Annotated in this window: 21 protein-coding genes; 19 read left to right on the top strand and 2 right to left on the bottom strand. The window is 55.4% G+C overall.

From position 1 onward, the window contains the following. Position 1: 1 nt before the first annotated feature. Genes cobT through cbiB form a run of 5 tightly spaced genes read left to right on the top strand, consistent with a single transcriptional unit; the run spans position 2 to position 5,412 of the window. The gene (gene cobT, locus SH580_RS14340; protein ID WP_319831527.1) at positions 2-1,081 is read left to right on the top strand and encodes a nicotinate-nucleotide--dimethylbenzimidazole phosphoribosyltransferase; all 1,080 of its coding nucleotides are present in this window, start codon (positions 2-4) and stop codon (positions 1,079-1,081) included. Then, positions 1,066-1,797 (top strand): adenosylcobinamide-GDP ribazoletransferase, encoded by a 732-nt coding sequence (cobS, locus tag SH580_RS14335; protein WP_319831526.1) that lies wholly within the window; start codon positions 1,066-1,068, stop codon positions 1,795-1,797. The genes cobT and cobS overlap by 16 nt, the downstream gene beginning before the upstream one ends. Beyond that, a complete protein-coding gene (locus tag SH580_RS14330) occupies positions 1,794-3,329 on the top strand; it encodes a cobyric acid synthase (RefSeq protein WP_319831525.1) in 1,536 nt (511 codons plus the stop codon). The genes cobS and SH580_RS14330 overlap by 4 nt, the downstream gene beginning before the upstream one ends. Continuing rightward, on the top strand, positions 3,326-4,426 hold the full coding sequence (locus SH580_RS14325; protein WP_319831524.1) for a threonine-phosphate decarboxylase: 1,101 nt from the start codon (positions 3,326-3,328) through the stop codon (positions 4,424-4,426). Before SH580_RS14330 ends, SH580_RS14325 begins: the two co-directional genes overlap by 4 nt. Continuing rightward, on the top strand, positions 4,423-5,412 hold the full coding sequence (gene cbiB, locus SH580_RS14320) for an adenosylcobinamide-phosphate synthase CbiB (RefSeq protein ID WP_319831523.1): 990 nt from the start codon (positions 4,423-4,425) through the stop codon (positions 5,410-5,412). The genes SH580_RS14325 and cbiB overlap by 4 nt, the downstream gene beginning before the upstream one ends. A 42-nt stretch (positions 5,413-5,454) precedes the next feature. On the opposite strand, the gene SH580_RS14315 is transcribed toward cbiB, so the two are convergent. Beyond that, positions 5,455-6,498, bottom strand: coding sequence for a transposase (locus tag SH580_RS14315; RefSeq protein WP_319831522.1), 1,044 nt, complete (start codon positions 6,496-6,498; stop codon positions 5,455-5,457). A gap of 266 nt (positions 6,499-6,764) precedes the next feature. Here SH580_RS14315 and SH580_RS14310 point away from each other — a divergent pair, with 266 nt between their 5' ends. The 14 genes from SH580_RS14310 to SH580_RS14245 all read left to right on the top strand — a co-directional run bounded on the left by SH580_RS14310 (position 6,765) and on the right by SH580_RS14245 (position 20,817). Continuing rightward, entirely contained in the window at positions 6,765-7,214 is a 450-nt protein-coding gene (locus tag SH580_RS14310; RefSeq protein WP_319831521.1) for an MgtC/SapB family protein, read from the top strand. Between the two features lie 110 nt (positions 7,215-7,324). Further along, entirely contained in the window at positions 7,325-9,421 is a 2,097-nt protein-coding gene (locus SH580_RS14305; protein WP_319831520.1) for a RecQ family ATP-dependent DNA helicase, read from the top strand. A 234-nt stretch (positions 9,422-9,655) separates the two neighbouring features. Further along, entirely contained in the window at positions 9,656-9,853 is a 198-nt protein-coding gene (rpsR, locus tag SH580_RS14300; protein ID WP_308949616.1) for a 30S ribosomal protein S18, read from the top strand. A 147-nt stretch (positions 9,854-10,000) separates the two neighbouring features. Continuing rightward, positions 10,001-11,005: an L-threonylcarbamoyladenylate synthase gene (locus tag SH580_RS14295; protein ID WP_319831519.1), complete on the top strand. Its 1,005-nt coding sequence runs from the start codon at positions 10,001-10,003 to the stop codon at positions 11,003-11,005. Between the two features lie 139 nt (positions 11,006-11,144). Then, complete coding sequence (locus tag SH580_RS14290) at positions 11,145-11,924, top strand: DUF3450 family protein (RefSeq protein WP_319831518.1); 780 nt, start codon at positions 11,145-11,147, stop codon at positions 11,922-11,924. 52 nt (positions 11,925-11,976) lie between these two features. After that, complete coding sequence (locus SH580_RS14285; RefSeq protein ID WP_319831517.1) at positions 11,977-13,356, top strand: MotA/TolQ/ExbB proton channel family protein; 1,380 nt, start codon at positions 11,977-11,979, stop codon at positions 13,354-13,356. Further along, on the top strand, positions 13,356-13,964 hold the full coding sequence (locus SH580_RS14280; protein ID WP_308949620.1) for a MotA/TolQ/ExbB proton channel family protein: 609 nt from the start codon (positions 13,356-13,358) through the stop codon (positions 13,962-13,964). Before SH580_RS14285 ends, SH580_RS14280 begins: the two co-directional genes overlap by 1 nt. After that, positions 13,961-14,365: an ExbD/TolR family protein gene (locus SH580_RS14275; RefSeq protein ID WP_308949622.1), complete on the top strand. Its 405-nt coding sequence runs from the start codon at positions 13,961-13,963 to the stop codon at positions 14,363-14,365. Before SH580_RS14280 ends, SH580_RS14275 begins: the two co-directional genes overlap by 4 nt. A 19-nt stretch (positions 14,366-14,384) precedes the next feature. Then, positions 14,385-15,062 (top strand): energy transducer TonB, encoded by a 678-nt coding sequence (locus SH580_RS14270; RefSeq protein WP_308949623.1) that lies wholly within the window; start codon positions 14,385-14,387, stop codon positions 15,060-15,062. A gap of 39 nt (positions 15,063-15,101) precedes the next feature. Beyond that, positions 15,102-16,472: a tetratricopeptide repeat protein gene (locus SH580_RS14265; RefSeq protein WP_319831516.1), complete on the top strand. Its 1,371-nt coding sequence runs from the start codon at positions 15,102-15,104 to the stop codon at positions 16,470-16,472. 39 nt (positions 16,473-16,511) lie between these two features. Next, positions 16,512-17,333 carry a DUF3891 family protein gene (locus tag SH580_RS14260; RefSeq protein WP_319831515.1) on the top strand — a complete coding sequence of 274 codons (822 nt, stop codon included), beginning with the start codon at positions 16,512-16,514 and terminating at the stop codon, positions 17,331-17,333. 7 nt (positions 17,334-17,340) lie between these two features. After that, positions 17,341-17,799 (top strand): RidA family protein, encoded by a 459-nt coding sequence (locus SH580_RS14255; protein ID WP_308949628.1) that lies wholly within the window; start codon positions 17,341-17,343, stop codon positions 17,797-17,799. 91 nt (positions 17,800-17,890) lie between these two features. Beyond that, the gene (locus SH580_RS14250; RefSeq protein ID WP_319831514.1) at positions 17,891-19,243 is read left to right on the top strand and encodes an MFS transporter; all 1,353 of its coding nucleotides are present in this window, start codon (positions 17,891-17,893) and stop codon (positions 19,241-19,243) included. Beyond that, positions 19,240-20,817 (top strand): alkaline phosphatase D family protein, encoded by a 1,578-nt coding sequence (locus SH580_RS14245; protein ID WP_319831513.1) that lies wholly within the window; start codon positions 19,240-19,242, stop codon positions 20,815-20,817. Before SH580_RS14250 ends, SH580_RS14245 begins: the two co-directional genes overlap by 4 nt. Before the next feature lie 447 nt (positions 20,818-21,264). Here the strand turns inward: SH580_RS14245 and SH580_RS14240 are convergent, their stop codons facing one another. Beyond that, a complete protein-coding gene (locus SH580_RS14240) occupies positions 21,265-22,650 on the bottom strand; it encodes an amidohydrolase family protein (RefSeq protein ID WP_319831512.1) in 1,386 nt (461 codons plus the stop codon). Positions 22,651-22,653 lie beyond the last annotated feature (3 nt).

Raw genomic sequence — 22,653 nt, 5'->3', positions numbered from 1 at the left:
GATGACACTAGAGGAAACGATTGCCAGGATTCGACCTGTGGATCGCTCGCAAGAGGCGAGCATTCAGAGTCATATTGATAATTTGACCAAGCCGCAGGGTAGCCTGGGGCAATTGGAAAACATCGCGAAGCGTTACGTGCTGGCTTCGGGCCAAGGCTGGCCGAGCGTGGGGAAGAAGCGAGTTTGTGTATTCGCCGGTGACCATGGGATGGTTGAAGCGGGCTTCACTTTTTCTGAACAGGTGGTAACGGGGCAGATAGTGCGTAACATGCTGGCGGGCGGCGCGGGGATCAATGTCTTTAGTCGTCATGTCGGGGTCGAAGTCGAGTGCATCGACGTCGGCATCGCGGCGGATATGAGCGACGCCGAGGGCTTACTCGACCGCAAGGTTGCCTGGGGCACTCAGAATATCGGCAAGGGGCCTGCCATGACTATGGCCGAGTGCGAAGCTGCTGTGGGTGTTGGCATCGAGCGCGCGCAAGTCGCCGCGGCGGAGGGCGTCACCATGGTGGCCACGGGGGAAATGGGCATCGGCAATACCACGCCGTCGTCCGCCTTACTCGCGGCGCTCTTGCCTTGCTCGGTGCCCGAGGCCACCGGGCCCGGTGCCGGCTTTAAGAATGCAGATGGCCTACGGGCCAAGATCGCCTTGATCGAACAAGCCTTGGAAGTGAATCGCGCGGCATTGGATCATCCTTTGACAGCTTTGGCCGCGGTGGGCGGCTTGGAGATTGCTGCCTTGACGGGGCTTTGTCTTGGGGCCGCAGAGCATAAGATGCCGATTGTGGTGGACGGCATTATTTCGTCCGCGGCGGCCTTGGTGGCCTGTCGTCTTTGCCCTGAGGTGGCGGATTACATGTTTCTTGCGCATCAATCCGCCGATCCTGGTCACGCCTATTTTGTAAAAGGTTTGGGCTTGCAGCCCATCCTGCAGTTGGACCTGCGCTTGGGCGAAGGCACCGGCTCGGTGCTGGCGATGCATCTGATCGATGCCGCCATTAAAATGTATACGGAAATGGCTAGCTTCACTGCGGCCAAAGTCACGAACCCGGAGGTCAACGCACGATGCTACCCGGCCTGATCACTGCTTTGCGCCTGCTGAGCATTCTGCCCATTCCAGGGCGGGAGAGTCGGCATTTTATTGATGGGCTGCCCTGGTATCCGGCGGCGGGTGCGGTGCTGGGCTATTTGGTGTGTGGTGTTTGCTTGCTGGCACATGCGGTAGCGCCCGACTGGGGCGGTCTTTTGGCGGTGCTTGGCTTAGCGGCCTCGATCGCTTTGACGCGTGGCCTGCACCTGGATGGTGTGGCGGATTGTGCCGATGGATTTTGGGGCGGGCACGAGCGCAGGCGTCGCCTGGAGATTATGAAAGACTCCCGCATTGGCGCCTTCGGTGTGATTGCCCTGGTGCTGGTACTGCTGGGCGAGTGGACCGCTCTCGAGCGTATGGTCGATGTGGATACGATTATCTTGATCCCCGTGGCCTTTATTGTTTCGCGCTTTGGGATCGTGCTGCTGGCACACTGCTTTGAGTATCCACGCGCCCAGGGCACCGGCGCGGCGGTGGTCAAGGGCGCGACACGGCGGCATCTTTGGCAGGCTTTTGGTGTCGGTTTACTTTTGAGCCTGCCCGCAGGCGTCGCTGCTGTGCCGCTCTGGGGAGCTGGCATCGCCATGACCTTGGCGGTGGGCTTTCTCGGCAAATGGAAGATTGGTGGCGTCAGTGGCGATGTCTTGGGCGCGGGCTGTGTGCTGTCGGAAATGACTCTGTTATTTGCAATTGTATTGGGATCATGAAAAAAGCGAAATGTCTCTCTTTGTTGGGCACTGGCTCGGATGTCGGTAAGAGCTTTGTTGTTGCGGGCATCTGCCGCGCCTTGAAGCAGCGCGGCTATAAGGTGGCGCCCTATAAGGCGCAAAATATGTCGAACAACTCCTACGTGACCTTGGATGGTTTGGAGATGGGACGCGCACAAGTGGTGCAAGCTGAAGCCTGTCACTTGGAGCCTGAAGTTGATATGAACCCGGTGCTGCTCAAGCCTTCGGGCGATAGTCAGTCGCAGGTGGTCTTACAGGGGCGCGTGATTGGTTCGCGACACGCAAGGGACTATTATAAGCAAACGGACGGGCTCTTTGTGAAAGCCATGGAATCTTTGGAGCGCTTGCGCAATGCACACGATGTGGTGGTGATGGAGGGGGCGGGGTCCTGCGCGGAGGTCAATTTGCGTAGCCGCGATATCGTCAACTTCCGACCCGCGCACGCTGTGGATGCGCCGGTGGTGCTGATCGCGGATATTGACCGCGGAGGCGTCTTTGCACAAGTGGTCGGCAGCTTGGAGGTGATCCCCTTCGAGGATCGTCAGCGGGTGGCGGGCATCATTATCAATCGCTTTCGCGGAGATCGTTCTTTATTTGAAGATGGGGTGGACTGGATCGAGCAACGCACCGGCTTGCCCGTGCTGGGCGTGCTGCCCTTTGGTCGCGAAATCGCCATCGACTCTGAAGATGGCATGGCCATCGAAACTGTGGTGGATCCGGGCGGGGCCTTGCCGGCAGGCACGGTCAACATCGCGGTCTTACTGTTTCCCCGAATTTCCAACCACACCGACCTCGCGGCGCTGCAGTGCACGCCGGGAGTGACGCTGCATTTCCTCAGTCGGCCGCGCTCGCTGCAAGGCTATGATCAATTGATTCTGCCCGGATCGAAGAACGTGCGTGCCGATCTCGATTGGCTGCGACGTAGCGGTTGGGAAACACGCATCCGTGAGTATCAGGCTAGCGGTGGCCGTATTGGTGGCCTCTGCGGCGGCTATCAAATGATGGGGCAAACGATCGAAGATCCTGATGGCGTGGAAGGCTCTGTCGGCGTGAGCGAAGGACTTGGGCTTTTGCCCGTTTCCACCGTGCTCAGTGCGGACAAAGTACTACAGCGCAGTCGCGGAATATGGGCGGGCAATCAGCAGCCTGTCTTCGGCTACGAAATCCACATGGGGCGCACCAAGCTGCCTGACGCGTCAGTCGCAGATCCTGCAATACAAGCGCTGACTTCGGGGGCCGATGCCACGCAGCGCTCTGAAGGTATTTACCTCGACGAGGGCAAACTCTGGGGCAGTTATTTACACGGCCTCTTCGACTCTGGTGCCTTTCGGCAGGCTTACCTCTCCAGTTTGCGACCTGAGCTTGCATTCGCTACTGAGGAGACTGGTAATCAACTGGGCGCCGCTGAGGACTTTGACGCCTACAAACAACGTCAATACGATCGGCTCGGCAAGCACATCGAAGCTAATCTCAACATGGATCAGTTGATCGCACTACTCGAGCTCGCATGAAATCGTCGACCGACTCACATCAACACGGCGGCGCGCCCCGTGCCTTGTTCGCGCGTTATGGTCTGCCCGAGCGTGAAGTGCTGGATCTGAGTGTGAACCTGAATCCCTTCGGCGTGCCGGAGCTGATACGACAGGCATGGCCGGACTGGATCGATCAATTGGCCCCATACCCCTCCGTCGAGGGCTTGGGCGTGAAGGCATTTTATCAGCAAAGTTTTCAACTGCCAAATGACTGCGTGCTTCCTGGCAATGGCTCCTTGGAATTGATGTATTTTGTGCAACGGGTCCGCGGCTATCGGCGCGTGGGAGTGGTGCTGCCTTCGTTTCATGATTACATGCGCTCAGTCACTGCTGCCGATGTGGACTGTGTGCCCTTGCTGCGGGATTGTAAGCAGAGTTTGGATACGTTTATAAACAGCGTGTCCTTGCGGCAAGCATTGGAGTCGCTGGACGCTATTTATATTGGCAGCCCCAATAATCCTGACGGCAACGTGGCGAGTGCTGAGGATTTACTGCGCCTCGCAGCGGCCTTCCCGCAGGTCGACTTTCTGGTGGATCACGCATTTATACAATTTATCCAGAACGCGGGGCATTACAGTCTGTTGTCGTCGGAGCGTTTGCGCGACAACATCATCGTCTTTCATTCCTTAACTAAATTTTACGCGCTCGCGGGTGTCCGCTTAGGTGCGCTTGTGTCCAGTGCGGACACCATCGCCCGCTTATCGGTAAAGCGGGAGCCCTGGGCGGTCAACGCTGTGGCCGAATCCTGTGCAGCGCTGTTGCCCCGTTGCACTGAATATGTGCAACACACGCAGCGCTGGCTGAGCGTGGCGGGTGCTGCCTTGGATGCTGAGCTTACGCAGATTGCGGGTCTCTTTGTCTATCCATCGCAGACGAACTATCGATTGATCTGTTTGCGACAGCCTGATTACTACGACGCCTTCCTGCAGGGGCTACTACAGCAGGGAATCCATCCGCGTTGTTGTCGTAACTTTGTCGGCCTGCCTGCAGGGCACATCCGGGTTTGTGTGGGGCTCGAAGCCGAAAATCAACGCCTCGTTGCTGCGCTCAGACATGTCATGAAAGGACTGCCATGATGGTGGCCGCATGCGTTCTCGCACTCGCCTTTGCCATGGATCAATGCCTCGGTGATCCGCGCGTGGCTTGGCATCCCGTGCGCCTGATTGGGCACTGGATCGCTTATTTGGAGCGTTGCTTGAGGCGCCGTGGCCGGGCCGACCGACTTGGCGGACTGATACTCTACCTTTGTGCCTGCGCGCTACCGCTGTGCTTCGTCGGGATTTCGCTGCACTTGGTGAGTGCTTCGCTTTGGCTCGAAAGCATGCTCGCGAGCCTCTGGATCTATGCCTGCTTAGGGCTCAAGGATCTTTGTGCGCACGCCGCACCGATCGCAAAAGCTTTGAGGGCGGGGGAGCTGAGGCGCGCCCAGCAAGCCGTCGGCATGATTGTCGGTCGTGATGTCAGCGTGCTGGATGAAGCCGGGGTGGCCCGCGCAGCGATCGAGAGCGTGGCCGAGAACTTCGTCGATGCCTGCCTGGCGCCGCTGTGCTGTTATCTATGGGCAGCGTTGCTGGCCACGTCGCTCGGGGGCGATCCCATTCTTTGGGGCACTTTGGCTGTGGCCTGGCACCGCGTAACGAATACCTTGGACGCCATGGTCGGCTATCGTAACGAGAAATACCGAAAGCTTGGCACCGTGTCCGCGCGCATGGACGACGTCTTGAATTTCCTGCCTGCGCGCCTAGCGATTCCCGTGATTGCCCTCGCGGCGCAGCTCAGTGCACACTCCGCCGCCGGCGCTTGGCGCGTCGGCTGGCGCGATCGGCTCAAACATCCATCGCCCAACTCCGCACACGCCGAAAGCGCCGTCGCTGGCGCGCTCGGGATTTCGCTTGGCGGCCCCACGCAGTATGCGCAAGGCACCACCGACAAAGCCTGGCTCGGCGGCGAAGGTCGAGCGCCGACAGCCAAAGATCTGCGCCATGCTGTCAGCTTAATACTAAAAGCTGCGTGGCTGGGACTACTGACCGTATTACTTCTTTCGATCACGCTCACAGCCTAACGCAAAAGAAAATCAAACCACCCGCAACCAGACAAATCCGCCTCAACCAAACACCTGCCTTCGCAGCCCCTGAATCACAGCCAAGCCACCCCAATCACCACGCATCGCATTCACTTTCGGAGGATGCTTGCGCCCACGCTCCATTTGCCACGCACCCGTAAAGCCACGCACAAACTCAGCCGACCCCAGAATGGCACCGTCGGTAAAATAACGCACCCGGCAGCGCAGCATCACCGACTTCGGCAATTGACCGCCCTCTTCATTTAGCACCTTCAAAGCAGCCGCACGCTCCACCTCAGACAGGTCAGCATCCGCCGCACGCTTGCCAAAGATCAACTGACGATGCTGCATCAAGGCCTCTGCCAAACCAGCTCCCGACGACAAGTGGTCACCCCAAACATGTAACAAACCAGCTCGACATCCCATCCGAGCGTCCACCTTCGACTTGGAGTCTTCTGTGCCCCCTGAGCTCATTAAGCCAAGCGACGCCACCGCCTCCGCGTAGCCGCAGAAACGATAATCCTTAGGATCCTCCACCAGCCCCGCACGCACCGGATTCAGATCAATATAAGCCGCCATCGTTTGCAGCGGATTGCCATGCCCCTCGACCAAGACCGACTTAAAACGGTCCGCCCACAGAGTGCCATAGCGCTTATGATTACGATTAAACCAGACTGAAAAACGCTGCTTCACCGCCTTCATATATTCAGAGACATCGCCCATCCGCGCCAACAGTTTCGCGCGCAACAGCTGCGCCTCCTCAGAGTCAGCCTCCAACTGAGAGCGCAGCACCTTGACCGAAGCCGCCTGATACTTGGTAGGTTTCGGGTACAGCACCTGATAGCGGCGCATCAACTCAGCATCATCCACCTGCTGACGATCCGGCACACGCAAAAGCACGTGAAAGTGATTCGACATCACACAATAAGTCAGCACCTGCACCCCGCAAAAATCAGCCACCTGCCAGATCATCTTACGCAGCATCTCCTTCTCACGATCCTGGAACAAGCGCTCCCCATTCACCACCCGCGTCATGCAATGATAAACCGCATCCCGACCATGAACCTTTGTGCGACGAATCTTCATACCCTATCCCCAGCATTCACACTCACTTCCCACAAGTCAACCCATTTCTTATAGCCTGGTTATTAAATTAGGTGGTTATTAAATTAGGTCGGTGCTAAAAAGCTTTGCAACGCTCTCAACTTAAAACAATTGCCGAATATCGCACATCCCCGGTCACCTCTACAACGAAGCCTAAGTGCCCTTAAAACTATATAAATGGCATGAACTCCCCCTAAAGGAATCAGCTGGAATTTGAAAAAGAACTCAAAGTATACATACTGCCCAAAATGGAAATGGGAATCACACTCGAAGAGCTATTTCGCTATGTTAGTTTAATGGGAATTGCCTACGTATTGGCTTTACCGATCGGGCTCAACCGCGAAATGAAAGCGCACGGTGCCGGACTTCGCACCTTTCCAATTGTCGCGATCTCTGCCTGCGCCTTCTTACTAGTCGGCCGCGCAGTCTTACCTGAAGGCGATCCACAAGCACGACTCATGTATGGCTTAATGACTGGCATCGGCTTTATTGGCGGCGGTGCCATCATAAAAGGTAATGGTGAAGTGAGCGGCACTGCCACAGCTGCTAGTATCTGGGCCACCGGCGCCATTGGCATGGCAGTCGCCTACCAGCAATACGCGATCGGCATCGTCCTGAGTGCTGCAAACTTCCTAACTCTTTATCTGGGCATGTCTGCAAAAAAAGAGCTGAACTGCGATCGGGAAGAAAAGGGCTAAGCAAGCAACAAGTCCATCATTCGACCAAGTGCACGAGTTAGGCTTGGCAATCGCATGAACATTTGCACAGTCATAGATTATGACTCCTGAATCCGCTCTGCAAGAATACTTTGGCATGCCCTCCTTTCGGCAGCCGCAGCAAGCGATTATCGAAGCTGTACCTAGAGAAAAAAGATACTTTAGTGGTGATGCCGACGGGGGGCGGTAAAAGCCTCTGCTTTCAATTGCCCGCGCTACTGCTACCGGGGGTGACACTGGTGGTCTCACCGCTGATTGCATTGATGAAGGATCAAGTGGACGCGCTGCAAGCACGCGGCCTGCCTGCGGGGCTGCTCAACAGCTCGCAGACGCTGGAAGAGCAGCGGGCCACATTGGACGCTATCCGCCAACGCACGCTCAAGCTGGTCTACGTCGCTCCGGAGCGTTTTCGCTCGCAAAGTTTCCTCAATGCGCTGCCGAAAGACGCCATCAGCTTGTTCGCCATTGACGAAGCGCACTGCCTCTCCCAGTGGGGGCACGATTTCCGGCCCGATTACATGCGACTGGGTGAAGCGCGCAAAGCGCTGGGCTCCCCACCCTGCATCGCGCTAACCGCCACGGCCACTCCGGATGTGCAGGGCGACATCATGCAGGTGCTGGAAATGCGTGAACCTGCGGAATTCGTGGCAGGCTTTGCCCGTGAGAACCTAAGTTTTAAGGTGCGCAAAATCGGCTCCAACGCCGATAAGCAGGAGGCTCTACTGCGCCTGATCAAACAGCATAAGACTGGCATCATCTATTGCGCCACACGTAAGTCGGTCGATAAAGTGGCTGCCGCCATTGAGCCATTGGCAGGCTCCGTCATTCGCTACCACGGCGGGCTGTCCGACAAGGAGCGCACGCAAGCGCAGGAAATTTTCATGCAGCGCAAGTCGAACGTAGTCGTCGCCACCAATGCCTTCGGCATGGGAATCGACCGTGCCGATATCCGCTTCGTGTGCCACTATGAAATGCCGGGGAGTGTGGAAGCTTACTATCAGGAAGGCGGGCGCGCAGGGCGCGACGGCGCCCCTTCGGTCTGCGAAATGCTCTTCTCCTACGCGGACAAGCGGGTGCAGGACTTTTTCATCGAAGGTGCCAACCCTGGCAAAGAACTGATCGCCCGGGTATTTGACATGCTATGCGCCGAAAGTGACGAAAACCACGAAGTGCGGCTGCCTGTCGATGACCTCTGTGAGCGTCTAAATACAGGCCGCAAGGTCAACCCGATGGCTGTCAGCACCGCCATATCCACACTCTCACGCCATAAATGGATCGAACGTTTCGAGGTGCCGGGGCGACGACTCAAAGGCACCCGCATTCTCAAACTTGGCCAAAGCGGTCGCGACCTACCACTGGACGGACAAGCTCTGGCCATCAAAGCTCAACGCGACGAAGCCCGCTTAAAGGCAGTCATTGACTTCGCTTACGCCTCCGGCTGCCGCCAGCAGTGGATTCTCAACTACTTTGGCGAACGCAACAGCCAGCCCTGCGGTCGCTGCGACGGTTGCCGGCAACGCAAGCAACTGGCCAATCGCGAGGTTAAGGCCGATGAGTGGACCTTGGTGAAGATGGCGCTCAGTGGCGTTGCTCGCATGAGCAGCCGTCGCGCTCCCGACGAATGGACCCCGCGCTTCGGGAAGCGTAAAATCATTCAATGCCTACTCGGCAGCCAATCGGCCCCCATCCTCGATGCGGGGCTGGACGCACTCTCCACCTATGGCATACTCAAGCGCGAAGGCAGCGCTTTTGTGGATGCACTCTTCGAAAGTTTCGAGCAAGCGGGACTGGTACAAGTCGTGACCGAAGAAGGCTTCCCCCTCTTAAAGCTCACCGAACTCGGCTCGCAAGTCATGCGCGGCGTCGCTCAACCGGCCCTGGCACTGCCCGAGCGCACCGCTGGGAGCGCCGGCAAAGTCACCACGGCCAAAAAGCTAAAAAAAGGACAGGCGCCCGAAGGCATTTTAGACAACGCACTCTATCAAAAGCTGGCTGCGAAGCGCAGCGAGATGGCCGCTGCCAACGGCAAGCCTGCCTATACCGTATTCCCCAACTTTGTGTTGGTCGAGCTGGCCAACCTCAAACCAAGCAGCGAGCGCGAAGCGATCAAGATCCGCGGCATCGGCCCCGCTAAACTGAAAACGGTGCTACCCCCCTTCCTAGAGGTGATCAAAGCTCATAACGCGTGAACATTGAACATTGAACATTGAACATTGAACATTGAACATTGAACATTGAGCGGACGTCTGCCCCGTAGAGGCGAGAGGCAATGAAAATCCCCTGAAGAAGCCATTATTTCGACATTCAAACTTGGACCTTCGATGTTCGACCTTCTTTTGACTGAATTTTAAGCGAGCAACACTTAAATTTTTGCCAAAATTGTACTTGCACACTAGCGTGAACCCCATACTTTCCGTCGCTTCATGAGCACTGACAACAAGACACTTAATCGCTCCCGCAACCCGATGGACTACACGTTCAACGATGTGGAGCTACTTTCCCGTTTCGTCACAGAAACTGGTAAGATCCTTCCTCGTAAAGACACAGGCCTTTCCGCAAAGCACCAGCGTCGCATTACGAACCGCATCAAGCAGGCTCGTAACATGCTGACTATGCAGTAAGCCCTTGAGCTGAAACAGGACTTTCCAATCCTTCTCCTTTAATTAGGTGAAGGATTTTTTATATCTACCTGTCGTGTCCGCTTGCGGACCTCTCAGCGCTGCCTACAGTAATCAAACACCACCGCAGATACGCCGCACACCAGCCAAATGACCCACGCCTGCAAAATACTGCCACCGACCGAAGCGAATATTGACCTATGCGCGGATTTGCTACGCGACGAAGCAGTCGTCGGCGTCCCAACGGAGACGGTCTACGGACTCGCAGGCAATGCACTCAACGAAGTCAGCGTGCGAAAGATCTTCGAAGTGAAAGGGCGGCCCCTAATAGATCCCCTAATCGTACACTTTCATTCCTTGGAAGATGCAGAGGCTCATGTCGAATTCAACGATCGAGCTCGCAAACTAGCTGCCCAGTTCTGGCCTGGCGCGCTCACCCTAATACTCCCCAAAAAGGACAGCATCTCCGACCTCGTCACCGCGGGCCTTCCCAGCGCAGCCGTGCGTGTGCCCGCACACCCGGTATTCCGCAGTCTATTAAAACGGCTCGAATTCCCACTCGCCGCCCCCAGCGCCAACCCCTTCGGATACGTCAGCCCGACACTCGCCCAGCACGTAGATGCCACACTGGGCAATCGTATCCTCGCGGTGCTAGACGGTGGCGCCTGTGACCACGGAGTGGAATCCACCATTGTGGATCTGCGCGATCCAGCTGCGCCCAAAATCCTACGCCCAGGCCCGCTTTCAGCAGAAGCCCTAGGCATTCAAAATTGTATTCAAAACTCGGATACAAATAAAACTACAGTCCCCAGCACCAATGCACAGGCTGCGCCAGGCATGCTGACCCAGCACTATAGCCCGAAGACTCCGATCACATTATTTGCACACGGCACAAAAGCCCAACAAGTAAAGGAAACAGAAGCTGTGATCTATACCGTCAAGCCCTGCGATTCGAAGCTAGCGAGTGAAACATCCAACACTTTTTGGCTTTCAGAAAACGGCGAACTTGCAGAAATTGCGCATAATTTATTTGGGCTGATCCAAAAGTTGGACCAAGCCAAGTACACAAGATTACACATCGAGCGCGCCCTCAATCAAGCGATCGGCGTCGCGGTCAACGACCGTCTAAGTCGCGCTGCAGCCAAGCGCCCGTAGAATACTGACGTTCGCAAGCACTGAATCGACAAGCACTTAAAGCTATTAGAAGAAAGTAAAACAGGAATCAGCCAATCTAATCGGAAAATTATTTAGCTCTTTTTTTCCTATTTGGCACCAGATGTGCATTACACCGTGTATGCACCAAACGATTCGACTACCGCGGTGCGCTGGAGTGGCAACAGCCTCCCTTGCGTGCCTTTTTGCATTTACATCCGCTTCTGGCTCAGTTCCGAGTGAGACGCGCGGCGTCCTACAAGAATGGGTCAAAGTGAAAGCACTGATCTCTCAAGAACGCGAAGAATGGGCCACTGAAAAGGCCCTGATCGCCGATACCATTGAGCTACTCAATGCTGAGAAGGAGATGCTGGCAGAGACCATAGATTCCCGCAAAGACGCCGCCGAGGCTGCTGCCAACGAGCGCACAGAGCTCTCGCTTAAAAAGGAAAGCTTAGATGCCGACGCCGCCACCTTAGGTGAAGTGCTCACCGGCTATGAGAGCGAGATGACCGCGTGGGTGCCTAGCCTGCCCGCATTGCTACAAGAGGAGCTCGCGCCCCTCATTCGTCGCTTGCCGACCGAAGAAAATACCAGCTCCAATGCGGGAATCGGACGCCGCCTGCAATCGGTCGTCGGCATTCTGTCTCAAGTGGATAAGTTCAATTCATCCGTCACCTACCGTAAAGAGTTACGCGACTCGGGCGAAGCCACTAAAGAAACCGATACACTTTATTTCGGCCTAGCCTATGCCGTTTATAGCGATGCCGAAGGCAGTTCAGCAGGCTACGGAAAACCCGGCCCCGAAGGCTGGACCTGGGAAGCGGCCCCCGAAGCCGCAGCCGATATTAAAGAGCTGATTGCCGTCTATAAAAACGAGACACCCGCAAAATACGTCTCGATTCCACTCTCGATTCAATAAGCGCTACGTACGCTCAATCGAAAACTACTACTACCAAACGATTCTTTGATCCATGAAACGTAGCCTATACTTCCTATTAATTAGCCTATTCTCCTTACAGTTACTCAGCGCGCAGTCACTGGATAGTGTGAAACAATCTGCCAATGCAGATCTCGAAGCAGCCCTCAGCGAACTTGCCGAATTACGTGCAGAAATTCGCGAGGAGAAAATACCACTCGCTCAAGAGCGACGTAACCTAGAAGCTGAAGTCCGCACCTTACGCGGCGAAGCCGCAGCGGCTCGCGCCGTGCAGGACAACGCCGATTTACGACTCGACCAACTGCGCTCCCAAATCAAGGGGCGCGAAGAAGAGATCCAGTATGCAAGCAACTTGCTGGACGAATACGTGCGGGGCCTACAAGCACGCATCCACGTCAGCGAAGTGGAAAGCTACGAACCGAAACTCTTGGAGATCCTCAACAGTGCGGAAGCTTCTGAAGACGGCGAGACTTCCATCACACAACTCGCCAACGGCATTGGCCTCGGCCTGGAGCGCGCCAAGGAAATCTCCGGCGGCAGCTCCTTTCAAGGCGGCGCAGTCCTTCCCGACGGTAGCTACACACAAGGCACCTTCCTGCTGGCAGGGCCTCTGGCTTACTTTTCCTCGGAAAAAGGGGGCGGTCTGGTCATCCGCGGCGAATCACTTCGCCCAGCGGTCGAGCCGATTCCTGAATACGACATTAGCGAGGCAGTCGCCTCCGCCACATCCGGCAGCACGGGCCTGATCCCGATTGATGCTTCGATGGGTAATGCACGCGCAATCGAGCAAACCAAAGAAACTCTGATCGAACACATTCAAAAGGGTGGCGTCTGGATCGTTCCTATTCTCGGCTTTGCACTGGTATCGCTCGTGATTGCAGCCTTTAAGGCACTCGAACTATACGGCATTAAAACTCCAGATGAGGGTGCCGTCGCCAAACTGGTGGGCCTAATCAAAGAAGGTAAACACGAAGAAGCCACAGAGTCCGCCGCCCACCTACCAGGTCCTGCCGGCGACATGCTGCGCATCGGTGTTCGCCACTCGGGTGAGTCTGTCGCACTCGTGGAAGAGCTCTGCATCGAGAAGGTCGTCGAGACTCAACCTCGCGTGCAACGCCTACTCTCCTTCGTCGCCACCACCGCCGCGGTCTCCCCACTCCTGGGCCTGCTCGGCACGGTGACCGGCATGATCAACACTTTCAAATTGATCACCATCTTCGGCACCGGCGATGCGCGTAACTTATCTTCAGGTATTTCCGAAGCGCTGATCACCACCGAGTTCGGTCTGATCGTCGCCATCCCGGCCCTCATCTTACATGCTGTGCTCTCCCGCAGAGCCAATGGCATCCTCGCCACAATGGAGAAGCAAGCAATTGCCTTTGTTAATGGACTGAAAATCGCCCGCGAAAAATAATGAATAGCCACGAACTAATCACCACAATCATAGAGATATGGGTACAAGGTGGGTGGCTCATGTTCCCGCTGGCAGTGCTCGCACTATGCATTTACCTCGCGGGGTTTGAACTCGTGTTCTTCTTCCGTAAATACGGTTTCGATAAGGACGACAAAAACACCTGGGGCCACTGGATCGACAAACCAGAAGACGGCACCGGCATGCTAGGAGCCGCGATTCGATTCGCGCAAGAGGGCAGCAAGCAAATGGATTCGATTCGCTCACGCGTTCACGAATTACGACACGCTTATATCAACCCTGCCCGCCGGCGCATCTACTACCTATCGATCCTAGTCACAGTCGCGCCCCTCACCGGGCTACTGGGCACGGTCATCGGTATGATCGTGACCTTCAACGGCCTGTCTTCAAGTCGCGGCAGCGCGCTAGACGTCGTCGCAGGCGGCATCTCGCAAGCGCTCATCACCACGCAAACCGGCCTCATCATCGCCATTCCTGGTTACATCTTGGTGCACCACGCCAAAACACGTTGCCAGCGATTGGAAGGCTTTTTCTCAGAGCTCGAAATACGCACAGCTCAAAAATTTGAACGCACACATAAAGAATCATGATACAACGACGCTTTTCCAGCCCAGCCGAAGAGAGTGAAGAGATCAATCTCTCACCGCTCATCGACATGGTGTTCATCCTACTGATTTTCTTCATCGTCACCACTGTCTTCGTCGAGGAAACAGGGATCGATGTGAATAAACCGGAAGCCGCCTCCGCGGTGGACCTAGACAAACAGAGTATTCTCATTGCACTCACTCCCAAGGGTGAAGTTGTTTACGGGGGCCGCGACATCGGCGTCAATGGTGTCCGCAGTCTCGTGCAACGACTCACTCGGGATGACCCCGAGATGCCAGTCATCCTACAAGCGGATAAGGCTGTCAGCACGGAGCGCCTAGTGCGCGTGATCGACGAATCTAAGCTCGGAGGTGCGCAAGTCGTTAACATCTCAACGGCGCATTAACCACCAGCCCAGACTATTTGTGAAGCATAGACCAGAAGATACCGCCCCCGATAAACCTAAGTTTTCATCGCGAAGCCTTGGAGTGATCAGCGCGGCGGCGGCCCTGACGATTGGCATCTTCGTCCTCTTTCCTTTTACTCAGTTCATCGGCAATCAAACCCGCGAACTAGTCACACTGCGATCGATCGACGTGGCTCCGCCACCGCCACCGCCACCGCCATCGGAGGAGCCACCACCGGAAGAACCGCCGGTCGAAGAAGCCCCCCCACCAGACCTATCGGAGCCACCACCTCCCTTGGATCTCGCACAACTGGAAATGGCACTGAACCCTGGCATGGGGGATGACTTCTCCAACGCGTTCTCAGTCGCTGGCTTCGATGTCGCCGGGGATACCGCCTCGGAAATCATGACCTTTGAGATCTCTGATCTCGACGAGATGCCACGTATGCTGAAAGGCCGACGCCCCAAGCATCCGCCGAATCTGCTGCGTGAGCGGGTCGAAGGCGTCGTTCGCCTGAAAGTGCTCTTGGACGAAACCGGACGCGTGAACGTGCAATCCGTCATTTCATCGACACATAGCGCTTTCGAACGCCCCGCCATTCAAGCCGCCGAAGACTTCCGCTACACGCCACCGACTAAGAACGGCGAACCTGCACGCACCGTGTTCGTTTTGCCCATGAAATTCTCTATCAATTAAACCACTCTTATCATCCATTTTGTTCAACCACGAGCGCTTATGAAAATCACACGCTTACTTACCATTCTCGCCAGTATGGCTGCTCCTTTTAGCAGCGGCTTACTCGCTCAAGACTATCCACTCAGCGAAAATCTCTGGACCAATCCTGAATTTCAAAATCGCTTCCTCGGCAGCTACGGCTTCGACACATCGATCACGCCAAAAATCACTGCCGACGAGCAAGAGATTTTCAAGCAATTGGTGCCCTTGATGCAAAACAACGCCAACGCGGCGATTCAACAATTGCGCTCCGCAATCACCAACGAGTCCAGCGCGGCACTCGACTACACCCTGGGCAATCTCTACGCTCAAGAAAACCAAGTGTCCAATGCGATTCGCTCCTATCAAACCGCGATCCGCAAGTTTCCTAATTTCTATCGCGCCTACAAAAACCTGGCATTGGTCATGGTCAATGAAGGTCGCTATGAAGAAGCGGTTCCCTTTCTGCTGAAAGGCCTCGAACTCGGTGGCACCGATGGCGCACTCTACGGCCCGCTGGGACTCGCTTATTTGAATCTAGAGAAGCCTAAGAGCGCACTGACTGCTTACGATAATGCACTGCTCTTCGCACCCGACAGCTTACAGTGGCAACAAGGCAAGCTCCGCTGCTTAATGGATCTGAACCTTTACAAAGAATCTGCCGGCATGCTGGAAGAAATGATTCTGGAAGACAGCCAAAACCAAAACTATTGGAAATGGCAGGCCAACGCCTTCCTGAGCGAGGACGACATGGCCAAGGCCAGCGCCAACCTTGAGATCCTGAAACGCTTGGGCAATGCCGACGGCGCCTCCTTAGGCCTGCTGGGCGATATCTACCTCAATGAGGGCATGACCGATATGGCACTGGAGAATTACCTCCTCGCCGCCGATCAAGAATCACTCAGTTCCGCACGTCTAATTCGTCCCGCACATAGCTTCGCAAGCCGCCGTCTATGGAACGAGGCCTCCACCTATTTGGATAAGACCAAGAGCCGACTCGACTCTCTCAGTCCGAAAGAACAATCCACCTTCCTCACACTCCAAGCACAAGCAGCCATGGGCCTGGGTGAAACCGAACAGGCTTCCACAATCCTAGAAGCACTGGTCGCGGAAGACCCGATGAACGGTCAGGCGCTATTGACCTTAGGTAACCTGCAACGCGAACTCGATCGCATCGAAGACGCAGCCTTCTCCTATGAGCAAGCCGCACAGGTCGAAGAGACACGTGTCGACGCACTGGTTCAACATGCACGCATGCTGATCTCACTACGCGACTACTCACCTGCCGTCACACTACTGCAACGAGTCGTCTTACTCGAGCCAGGACCTCGCTATGAGGATTTCCTAGAGCGCGTGCAAAGCGCCAACCGCGCATCCAAGGGACAGATCTAATCGCGCACAACGACAACTGACCAAGAGCACATATATAAAATGATTCGCATTGAACAGGAAAACGACTGGCTTTTGCTCAGCCATCCAGACCACGCCGCACTCGCGGGTGAATTTGCCCGGCATTGGAAGAACGATTTCTTCGCACCGCCTAAGCCTTTCACCCACATATTGGATGCCACCGCACGTCACGACGACAGTTGGAATGACCGCGATGCATTGCCACTCCTCACGCATGAGATGAACCCCAGCGCCTTCTCCGAAGAGCTGGTGGGCACTTATGATGCATTCGAGGAAATTGATCTGCACGACTATCTAGGTGTGCGTGGCCAAGCGACCGAAGTCGCCGCACTGCGTGACCCGTATTCGGCCATCTTGATCTCAATGCACACGGTCAATCTGCTAACAGTTCAGGCAGACCTCTCCACATTGAACGATGAAGATCGCGCCTTTCACAAGGCATTCATCGACGGACAAATTAATCGACAAGAGGAACTCAAGGCGCGGCTGATGTTACAAGACGACATCGCCCCCTACCTCACAGACGAGTGCCTGCTCGCAGGATTTAAATTCCTACAGGCTTGCGACAGCTTCTCGCTCCACGTCGGTGTCGCATTCTCCAAGCCTAGCAAACTGCAGCACGCGCACCCACGGCGCGATGGCAGCGAGACCGAAATCGAGTTCATTCCAAAGGGCGATAACCATTACGTACTGAGCCCCTATCCACTGGACGAGCCGACCGTCGTATTCAAAGTGCCTTACCGTCGTGTGCCTAAAAAAGCCACTTCCAGCTTGGAAGCGTTTCAAGCGGCCTATGCGGCTGCACCGATCGAACTAGTCACCGTCACCGTCTCTCAAAGCTAAGCAAACCATGAGCGCCGAAGCTAAACTTGCCGAACTCGGCATCACTCTCCCCACCGCACCCACACCGGGTGGCAACTACCTAACACACCGTCGCATGGGTAACATGCTGATTCTCGCTGGAGTCATTAGTTTTAGTTCCACCGGTGAAAAGTGGCAGGGCCAAATCGGTGACACCCGCGACTTGGACGAGGGCTATGCCGCCGCGAAGCTGTGCGCCTTGAATGTGCTCGCAACCATTCGCGACATCACTGGCACACTCGATGCAGTCAAACAGTTCTTGTATGTGGGCGGCTATGTCAGTGCCATTCCCGCTTACGGCAAGAGCCCATCGGTGATCAATGGTGCTTCGGATTTATTCGAAGCCGTATTCGGCGAAGCGGGCAAGCACGCACGTGCTGCCGTATCCGTAGCAGGACTACCTAATAACGCTACCGTCGAAATTCAAGTTACGGTCGAATTACACTAAAACAAAGAAGCACATTAGACAGGGCGTAATGAGTGCGATGCATTTATTGCCGTAACCAGTATTACGGCTGAATACGTGCTGTAGCGCTGTTATGGATTTTCGCCCTTTCAAACCCAATCGACCTTTCGATATAAAAAAATGGCCCGGCTATTACGGCTGGGTCATTTTAGTCGTCGGCACCCTCGGCATGATTTCTGCCGTGCCAGGCAGCCCACCGGGCATGAGTGTGTTTGTCGACGATATGATCGGCGCACTGGACCTTGAGCGTAGCAGTTTCGCGCTCGCCTACACTCTCGGCACCATCGCTGCAGGCGTATGTGCGCCCATTGCTGGCCGCTTTATTGATCGCTTAGGCGCACGAGTCATGGGCTGCCTGAGTTATTTCGGCCTGGGACTCATCCTACTCTTTACCGGCTACATCGGGCAAATTTATTCCATGTTTCCGAGCGCGGAGACGACCTCGGTCCCCTACGCCTTTATCCTGATATTTATTTCGTTTGCCGGCATCCGCTTGATGGGTGTCAGTTTCTCAATGACGACTTGCCGCTCCATGGTCTTTCGATGGTTCGAAGGTAAGCGTGGTTGGGCCGCTGCCATCAATGGCACCATGCTCTCGCTCAGCTTCTCAACCGCCCCCTTACTCCTGAACGGATTTGTTATTTCACTCGGCTGGCAACGCACATGGATCACTTTGGGCTGCATTTTCATCTTTGGCATGACAACGATGGCCTACGTCTTCTTTCGCGACAGCCCAGAGGCCTGTGGCGTCGAAGTGGAGCAGTCGACTTCCAAGCGCAAAGACAGTAAAATCAGAGTGCCGATCGTCAAAGAATTTACCGCTCCGGAAGCACTGCGCACCAGCACATTTTGGTATTTTGTCGCCGGCTTGGCATTGAATGGTTTGATCGGCACTGGTATTTCATTCCATATCATTGGGCTTGGTGACTCGCTGGGCATGACTCGCGAGGCTGCTGTGGGCGTCTTCCTCCCCTCCTCGTTTTTTCACATTGGTACCACCATACTCGTCGGCAGCTATGCAGAACGCTTAAAGATGAAGCATGTGCTGAGCTTTATGGTGATCGCTCAGCTGCTCTCACTGGCCGGGGCTTACCACTTGTCAGACACTTTTTGGCGCTGGTGCTTCATTGTGGGCAGCGGCTGCGCCTGGGGCTCCTTTGGGGTTCTAGTCAATGTGCCATGGGCACGCTTCTACGGCCGTAAAAACCTGGGCGCAATCAATGGTTGGGTCACGGGCGTCATGATCGTCACCAGTGCACTCGGCCCCTACTTGTTCGGACTCTGCTACGAGCTAACCGACGCCTTCTCGATCGCCATCATCGCCTGCTCCGTGCTCTGTCCGATCGTATTCATATTCTCACTACTCTCAGACAATCCACAAGCAGTCATCTACTACAATAAGAAGGCAAAAACCAAAGGCCCATGAATCGACGACATTTCATAAAAAACAGCCTGATTGGCGTGTCCGCAAGCATCGCCCTCTCTCCCTGGTCCGCCTTCGGTCAAGGGCCCGCGATACTGGGATCGGAAAAACTGAGACCGCAACTCAAGCACGGAGCCGCCAGTGGTGATGTCGATACGACGAGTGCCGTGCTCTGGTCGAAAACAAATCAGAGTGCTCAGATGTGGGTCGAGCTCAGCACCCTGCCCGATTTCTCAAAAGTTGAAACACTCAAAGGGGGGCACGCACTCCAACAAACGGATTATAACGCGCACACCCTAGTCAGGCGTTTGTTGCCCAACACCCGTTACTTCTACCGCGTTCATTTTCAATCGTTGAAAGATCCCAAACTGCGCAGCGAGCACTGCAGTGGACAATTTAAGACAGCGCCCACTGAAGCCTGCGATGTGCGCTTCTGCTGGTCGGCCGACACTGCAGGACAAGGCTTCGGCATCGATCCCGCCCACGGAGGTATGCTCACCTTCGCCTCCATTCGCGCACGCAAGCCGGACTTTTTCGTCAACTCGGGCGACTTGATCTACGCCGACAACCCGATGTCCTCCGAAGTCACACTCGACGACGGCAGCATCTGGCGCAATCAACTGATGGAAGCCAAAACACGCGTCGCAGAATCCACCGACGACTTTCGACAAAACTTCTACTACAATTTGCAGGACGATCACCTACGAGCCTTACAAGCCGAAGTGCCGATGATCCAGCAGTGGGATGACCACGAAGTCGTCAACAACTGGTATCCGCAAGAAATACTCGATGACGACCGCTATACGCTAAAGGATGTCAAGCAACTCGCACACAATGCCAAGACCGCCTTCTTCAACTGCAATCCCATCCGTCCTCACGACACGGATCCCGGCCGCATTTACCGCAAAATTAGCCGCGGCCCACTCTTAGATCTATTCGTGATCGACCTACGCAGTTACCGCGGCCCCAACAGCTACAATCATCAGACTCAACAGAGCGAGGAAACTGCTTTTCTAGGTGCAGACCAACTCAAGTGGCTCAAAGCCGAGCTCAAAGCCTCCAAGGCGACTTGGAAGATTATTTGTAGTGACATGCCGATCGGACTGGTCGTCGCCGAATGGGGCAAAGAAATCTACGAAAATGGAGCGAACGGCGATCACGGCGCCCCCCTCGGCCGCGAACTGGAACTGGCCGACCTGTTCCAAAACATCGCGCGCGAAGACATCACCAACGTGCACTTCATCACCGCCGACGTTCACTACTGCGCGTCACACTATTACAATCCCGCCAAGGCCAGCTTCAAAGACTTTAAACCCTTCTGGGAATTTGTCAGCGGCCCACTACATGCAGGTAACTTCGGCCCCAACCCGCTCGATGGCACCTTCGGCCCCGAGGTCAAATTCACCGGCATCCCCGAAGGAATGGCCCCCTTCACGCCACCTTCCGAAGGCCTCCAGTTTTTCGGAGAAATGGAAATCGACGGTAAGACGCAAGCGCTGACCGTCCGTCACTTCAATCGAATCGGCGAAGAAATCTGGTCTAAAGAACTCCAGCCCGAGCATCCGGACAAGGCATAAAACGAAAAGCCGTAAAGAAGGAATCAGGCATAAGAGGACACGGCCTTGTGCCGCACCAACAGATTGGAGGGCAAAGCGACATTGGGTTTTACTACCGCTTTTTGCTCCCCGGCTCAAAGAACCGAGGCCACGTATCTTCAATCCTAAGGATTGGAGCTGTCGGCAGGCGCAAGACAGATCGCCCGACCAACGCTCCCCGGTTCAAAGAACCTAGGCCACGTATCTTCAATCCTGGGGATTGGAGCTATCGGCAGGCACAAGACAGATCGCCCGACCAACGCTCCCCGGTTCGAAGAACCTAGGCCACGTATCTTCAATCCTGGGGATTGGAGCTATCGGCAGGCGCGAGACAGATCGTCCGACCTACGCTCCCCGGTTCAAAGAACCGAGGCTACGTATCTTCAATCCTAAGGATTGGAGCTATCGGCAGGCGCGACGCACTCACGCCTACATGTGATCTTCAGGCTTGGTATTCTTCGCTGCCGCTGCGATACGTGCCACGCGTTCTGCGACCTCACTGCGCAATTCGGGCAGATCATGTTTTAAGACTTCACCGGCTTCCACTTGCTTCACTCCGCGCACCCAAACGCTCTCAATATTCGAAGCATCACTGGCAAAAACTAAAGTGGCGTATGGGTCAAAGACCGGAGAAACGGGATCGATGATTAAAAAGTCCGCATACTTCCCCGGTGCCAAACTGCCCACTTGATCCTCAACCTCCAGCACTTCGGCCGTCTTTAAGGTGTGCATCTCTAAGATCTGATAGCAGCTCATGATTCCGGCATCGGAATCACGCATACGGAGTGCATACATGCCCATTCGCATATTCTGAAAGGGATCCGCAATGTCGGCGCTGGCGGCGCCATCCACCCCCAGGCCGACTTGCAACCCCTGATCTATATAACGTGGAACATCCGCCAGGCCTGAAGCCAAACGTCCGTTCGAAAGTGGATTCCAGATCATCTTCGCACCTGCCGCAGCCGACACATTAAGGATCTCATCCGTCACATGTATAAAATGAGCATATACCAGGCCATCCCAGACGGCACCCCCCTCTTTCATCGCCTGGAAGTTAGATTGTCCGGATTTAAGTGATTCCGCCTTCTCTTCCAGGTAGTGAACCTGCATATCGAGCCCCAACTCTTTAGCCACGGAGACTTCTTCACTCATTTTATCGGCGCCGCGATAAATGCCCACTCCATGTAAGCCAAAACCCAGACAAGGATGCCCGTCGAGCAGAGCCTCGGTCTCTGCAATCAAATCGACCAGTTTTGCTTTACGAGCCTCAACATCGGGCTCATCGGAATCGAGCACATAGCTGTAGATGAAATGCTGTCCGGCATCCATCTCTGCCGCAAATTGCTCCATATAATCCTCGTAGCTGGGAGCGATTGTTTGCGAATGATTCAGCGTAGTGGTGATGCCATTGACCATCTGATCGAGAGCTCCATGCAAGGTAAAGGCATACATGTCGCCGGTCTCAAAATGCCGGCCGAAGGTCCAATGTAGACTCTTCAGCCAGCCATAGAGTTCTTGATCCGCGCCAAGTCCACGAAAGGCACTTTGCCACAAGTGATTGTGCCCCGAAACAAAACCGGGCATCACAATACGCCCACGCGCGTCGACGATCTCCTCGGAGGAAGATGCCGGTGGCTCACCCGCCTCGATCGCGACGATGCGACCATCTTCGCCGACTTCCATATAACCATCAATCACCGTCGCCTGCCCATCCGCCATAGTGAGGATCATATCGGAGCGGACCTGGTAGGCGTGAACGATGGATCCTGTCGCTAGAGCGAGCAGGACTGCAGTGCGTGTGATGGTAGGTTTCATAGG

This window comes from Coraliomargarita algicola (genome assembly GCF_033878955.1).
Classification (GTDB): Bacteria; Verrucomicrobiota; Verrucomicrobiia; order Opitutales; family Coraliomargaritaceae; genus Thalassobacterium; species Thalassobacterium algicola.
This window is presented reverse-complemented; position numbering and strand designations above follow the sequence as displayed.